General features: G+C 47.2%; 5 protein-coding genes. 3 read left to right on the top strand and 2 right to left on the bottom strand.

Annotation, left to right across the window (positions count from 1 at the left end; genetic code table 11):
• Positions 1–126: 126 nt before the first annotated feature.
• On the bottom strand, positions 127–537 hold the full coding sequence (locus tag KDU71_RS22460; protein ID WP_212193375.1) for a MotA/TolQ/ExbB proton channel family protein: 411 nt from the start codon (positions 535–537) through the stop codon (positions 127–129).
• 153 nt (positions 538–690) lie between these two features.
• Here KDU71_RS22460 and KDU71_RS22455 point away from each other — a divergent pair, with 153 nt between their 5' ends.
• Complete coding sequence (locus KDU71_RS22455) at positions 691–1,497, top strand: LytR/AlgR family response regulator transcription factor (RefSeq protein WP_212193374.1); 807 nt, start codon at positions 691–693, stop codon at positions 1,495–1,497.
• Between the two features lie 186 nt (positions 1,498–1,683).
• Here the strand turns inward: KDU71_RS22455 and KDU71_RS22450 are convergent, their stop codons facing one another.
• On the bottom strand, positions 1,684–3,189 hold the full coding sequence (locus KDU71_RS22450; protein ID WP_212193373.1) for a T9SS type A sorting domain-containing protein: 1,506 nt from the start codon (positions 3,187–3,189) through the stop codon (positions 1,684–1,686).
• Between the two features lie 211 nt (positions 3,190–3,400).
• Between KDU71_RS22450 and KDU71_RS22445 the strand changes: the two genes are divergently transcribed.
• Together KDU71_RS22445 and KDU71_RS22440 are read left to right on the top strand one after the other, a co-directional pair.
• Complete coding sequence (locus KDU71_RS22445; RefSeq protein WP_212193372.1) at positions 3,401–4,126, top strand: NAD(P)-dependent oxidoreductase; 726 nt, start codon at positions 3,401–3,403, stop codon at positions 4,124–4,126.
• A 121-nt stretch (positions 4,127–4,247) separates the two neighbouring features.
• On the top strand, positions 4,248–4,823 hold the full coding sequence (locus KDU71_RS22440; protein WP_212193371.1) for a DJ-1/PfpI family protein: 576 nt from the start codon (positions 4,248–4,250) through the stop codon (positions 4,821–4,823).
• Positions 4,824–5,715 lie beyond the last annotated feature (892 nt).

Genomic DNA, 5,715 nt, shown 5'->3' with positions numbered 1-5,715 from the left:
CTACCCCAAACCCCTAAAGGGGCTTACCCTGCGCGCTGTTCCCTTTAGGGAAGCAAAGGGTGAGTATGAGGGAGACTCCTAACTTAATGACATTGCCTTGCCGTATAAGCCAACAAATGAAACGTTTTACCCCATTTGCCCCCCTGTCTGCTCTTTTCGTTCAATCAGCACCGAGGCCGCCAGCCACAGCAGCAGCGTGAACAGGTAAATAAGGATGCCATACATGGTAACAATCATGGTAACCCGAATGCCACCGAATGCCATGGCCGGAGAAACAGCTCCGCCGCCGGATGTTATTTCAGCAATGGCCGAAAACATGGAGCTGAGTCCAACCAACTGCCCCAGCAAACCGGTTATAAGGGCAAACAGGCCGATGGATTTAGCATAGCTCAGCTTTCGCAAAATCTCTGTTTTATTTATTTGTTTGGAGGTATAGCCCACTATAAAATGGTAAATAATCCAGGCAGTGGCCATTACCAAAAGGATGGTTAGTATACCCATAAAAAGTGGTCCTCCCGTCATAAATAAATCTCTCATAAGTCATTAAAATTTAGTGATTAATACTTCTGCCAAAGTATAAGAGATCACGAAATCCATCAAGGTCGAATCCGGCTCTAAACCGGTTGTTTACCGACGCTCTGTTGTAATTATGATATATTTGTCCAAATTAGCCCGAAAAAATGAGACCTTATGTATAAAAAATCGAAAAACCCTTACTTCCATATCGCCTACTGGATTTTTGTACTTCTGGTATTAAGCAAAACCTTTGGCTTCAGTTGGGGCAATACCACCGCCGCTTTTTTCTTTGTATGCATGCTGCTGCCCATCGTCATCGGCACCTCCTATTTTTTCAACTATGTGCTGGTGCCCAAATTTTACCTCACCAAAAGGTATGGCCGCTTTGCCTTTTATACCTTCTGCATGGCAGTGGTGTCGGTGTACCTCGAAATGATGGTGCTGCTGTTTTCCTATGTTTATCTGGTTAACCTTAACTATGCAGCCATTAACCCCGATGCCACCCAGCTTAAGCTATTGGTGGTGGTCCTCTACCTGCTGGTGTTTATTGGCACGTTTTTCCTGATGATGAACCAAATCAGCGAGAACCGTCAACTGATTGAGGGGCTGTTAGCTGAACAGGAGAAGATGAAGAAGTCGTTTCTCGAAATCATGTCGAACCGTAAACTGGCCAAGATACCCTACGACGAAATTGTGTACATCGAAAGTCTGTCGGACTACATCAGGGTGATAACCACCAGCAACGAAGTGGTAAGTAAGGAGAAGATAAGCCGGCTGGCCGAACGACTGCCCGATACGTTTTTACGCATCCACCGCTCATTTATCATCAACACCGACCGCTTGAAGGAGCACTCCCTGGATGAAGTATTGGTGGATGATGTGCGGCTAAATATCGGCCGAAGCTATCGAAAGGTGGTGAAAGAAAAGCTGACGAACGTAGGCAAGGACAGCCACACATCTGCTGGTGCTGCCATAGAGTAATACTCGCATGGGCATGCCCTCAAACAGACCACTAACTGCAGCAGCCATGGCCTGAAAAAGGGTACCAAACCTTGTGCTTTCACCTAGTTTGATACCCAACACTACTATTCTATAAAAAAAGCCTGCCCTGCAATTAGCTGCTTCATCGGGCCTGTTACTGTGTTTGATTACGAGGTTCTACAACCTCTATTTTTTCATAATAATACTTGCCTCTGTTTTATTCTGGTAAGTCAGTTTCACAAAGTACATGCCTTTCCTGACCGTCTTGCCAGTGTTGTCCACGCCATTCCACACATACTCATGCAAGCCCCTGGCATGGTGCTTATCTACCAGCTGCAGTATCATGTTACCGGCAACATCATAAACCTGAATGCCCACGTGTCCCTCTTCGGGCAGGTTATATTGCAAGGTGCAATTGTGCACAAAGGGGTTGGGATACGCTCGTATAAAGAGCTTCAACATCTTAGCCAGCTCCTGGTGCATATGCTGACGTACGCTGAGGTCGGGATAAAAACGCCAAACATCATTATCCACATTCAGGTAGTTGAGCGGATCGGTAAAATCAAATGTTTCGCGGTCGCCCCCAACGGTCATTATGGCTGGTGCTTTATTGTTTTTTGAGGCAGGCACCACAATGGCATGAAAATCATATTTCACATCCATTGGCTCTGCAGCATTCCAGGGTGTGCCTGGTAACTGAAACCATTTCACCCCATCGCGACTTGCCCAAATATCCATCGGGTTATTGGGTTCGGCCGAGAAGAAGGGCCCTGGTATGGGGTTAAACGCAGGATCGAGGTTAAAGCCACCAAATAACACCAGGTGGTCGCGGTACAGCAGCACTTCATGACCCGGGCGCGCCGACCATGGAGCATGCTCAACCAGCTGCTCCCAGTTAGCACCATCTCTGCTGCGCCACACATCATTATAGTAGGGCGGCGGTGTGCCGGGCATACTGGGGGTGAAACCGCTCTCGCCTCCCATCAGGTACATATAGCCATTCTTCACCACTACGCGCATACCTGCCCGGGCGGTCCAGGGCGCATTAGCAGTCACCAGCTGCCAGTTGCTGCCATTCTTCGATTTCCAGACATCATTATAGTAAATACGAACAGGTGGCCCTCCAATTACCGCATCGTCATCATTTCTGGAGCCTCCCAGTACATATATCTCATCGCGAAATACAAAGGCACTAATACCGGCTCGTCCTGTCCAGGGCGCATCGCTGGTCATTTCCTCCCAATTGATACCATCTTTGCTGCGCCATACATCATTAAAGAAAGCCGATGGACCAAATGGATTAAAATTCTGCCCGCCTATTACGTACATGTAATTGCCTTTGGTAATAGCACAGAAATAAGCCCGTGCGGGCCAGTGCTGGCTATCATCGGTGGCCAGTATCCGTGTCCAGTGCTTGCCGCTTAGGTTACTTTTCCATACATCGCCCCATATCTTACTATCACCCGGAATATTGGATTGTAAAGGGGTGCGCCCGCCTAATACATACAGGTTATTCTGTAAGCGTACAACCTGCAAACCGGCCCTTGGAGCCCACTCCGCGTTATCACTTACCAGTTTCCAGGCTTCGTGGCCATGAGGCATCTGCCCCAAAGCCAACAGGGGAAGGCAAAATAACAAACCAAGCCATGCCAAAGCACTTAGCCCTTGTTGAATCGTGTAAATGTTTCTCATACCTCTTTCCTTTAAAAGTTAGATAAAATTGACACAGTAAGTTACGGTGATTCCCTCAGACCCTCAAGTGTAAATACCTGTATTAGAACAAAATCACCAACATTTATGCCCTGTAATCAGGTAAGCACCACAGCTGTGTCATCTATTCTACAGGCAGAATGCAGTTAAATGGCTCAGAATAGCTAACTTAGCCTGCCCTAAACAGATAGATATGAAAACTTTAGTAATAGGTGCAAGTGGCGCCACCGGCCTGCACCTGGTCCAACAGCTGCTAGAGGCCGGGCAGGCAGTGAAAATAATTGTCCGCTCCACAGCTGGAATTCCTGCGGCATGGCAAACCCATGAGCACATCGAAATTATCACCGCCTCCATTGCAGAGATGCACCCTGAACAAATGGTGGAACTGCTGAAAGACTGCCAGTCAGTCGCCTCCTGCCTGGGTCACCGCCCCTCCTTTAAAGGCATTTATGGTAAGCCACGGCGCCTGGTGCGCGATGCCGTTCAACTCATTTGTGAATGCATCCAGTCCAATGCCCCGGCATCACCTGTCAAATTTGTGCTGATGAATACCAGCGGCAATGCTAACCGCGATTTAAATGAGCCCAACCCCCTTAAGAACCGCATAGTGATAGGGCTGCTGCGCGTGCTGATACCGCCCCACCCCGACAATGAGCAGGCCGCCGATTATTTGCGTGTCACCATTGGCCAGGATAACCCATATATCCAATGGGTGGCCGTTCGCCCCGATGGCCTGATCAATGAAGATGAAGTGACGGACTATGAACTATTTCCTTCACCGGTGAGGAATCCCATCTTTAACCCCGGCAAAACAAGCCGTATCAACGTGGCCAATTGCATGGCACGCCTGATAGCTGAGCCGGAACTGTGGGACACCTGGAAAGGACAGATGCCGCTTGTGTATAATAAGGAGGCGTGATATCTGTAACAGTCTCATTGAAGCAGTATGCCGAGGGAAGCGATGCAATTAGTAATTGTAATAGCTGCTCGTACAATCTTTAATATCCAAACATTTAATTACCAACCATAAACGATATCACATGAAAAAAATACTCCTTTTATTAGCCGATGGATTTGAAGTATTTGAAGCCAGCGTCTTTATTGATGTAATGGGCTGGAACCTGGAGGAAGGCGACGGATCAACAAAGCTGTTTACCTGTGCCCTGCGAAAAGAAATCAAAAGCTCGTTCAATCAGCGCTTTGTGGTGGATTACACAGCTGATGAGATTGATATCAACGATTTTGACGCACTGGCTATACCTGGTGGTTTTGAAGCATATGGCTTTTATAAGGATGCCTATAACGAGCAGTTTCTTGACCTGATACGCCGCTTCCGAGCTGATGATAAAATGATTGCATCCATTTGTGTAGGAGCTCTGCCCCTAGGCAAAAGTGGTGTGCTAAACGGGAAGAATGGCACCACCTATGATAGTCCCATTCGCCGGGAAGCATTGGCTGGTTTTGGTGTGCATGTGAAAAACCAACCCATTGTAGAGGATGATAAGCTCATCACATCGTGGAATCCCTCAACGGCCATTAATGTGGCACTGTTGCTGCTGGAAAACCTCACCACCAAAGAAAATGCAGCGAAAGTGCGACAGTTAATGGGGTTTTAGAAAGAGAGCCTTTGCTCCCTTCTCTTTGACCTGTCGTGCCTTCAGCACTCGACATGCATTCTTAATGATAACAGGCCTTGCGACCTGTTCAGTTAGACATATGCCCTTCAGGCAAGGAGCGATTAATAGCTATTACAAATCTTCACTTACCTAAAGCAAGGCCCTTCTTACTTACTTCTTCTGGCTGCAGAGAAGAAGTAAAAGCCCATCCGGCTGGAGGACAAAACAATCTATTCCTTTGGCATTGCCCCAAAGGAACCAAAAGTCTTGTTAGGAAAATCCCCCATCGCCTGCGGCACTTGCCAATTTGTGTTAAACTTCAAAGGAATTAGCGAAACTTTGTTTTCCCCAAGGGGAAGATGTGTGCATACAATGGTTTTCAGGCCCCCGACCTCAGCAACGCAGATGGGGTACCCGCTCATCGAAACGAAGCATAATGAGATTTGTTAACGAAGCTGTACTTCTTTAAATCTCATGCGCAGTGAGGTGTTAGTGGGTCATCGAGTGCTGAAGTCAATGATTTTTTGCTTACTTTTTCATCAAGGAAAAATGTAAGAGCCAGTCCGGCTCGAACAAAACAATCTATTCCTTTGGCATTGCCCCAAAGGAACCAAAAGTCTAGCCGGAAAGAACACCTCCCGCTCTTTCTAATGCCAAATACTTCTAAAGAAGTAAGGTGTTTTGCAAATACAGAGGCAAGCCCCTTCTTTGAATTATTAAACCATTAGAAATTCACACCACACAAGCCTTCGCTTTCCGGCGGGCAACCCCGCATTCGAAACCCTGTTTCGAGTGGCGTGTGATAAAAACTCAATTAGTTGATATACGGGATTCCGCATCAGCAACGATATTGGGGCACCCGCTTTTTGAATGGAGGAAGAAAATATTTGGT

Origin of the sequence: Carboxylicivirga sediminis, assembly GCF_018156225.1 — a bacterium.
In the GTDB taxonomy this organism is placed as follows: domain Bacteria; phylum Bacteroidota; class Bacteroidia; order Bacteroidales; family Marinilabiliaceae; genus Carboxylicivirga; species Carboxylicivirga sediminis.
Note: the sequence above shows the minus strand (reverse complement) of the source record. Positions and strands in the feature narration are given on the sequence as shown.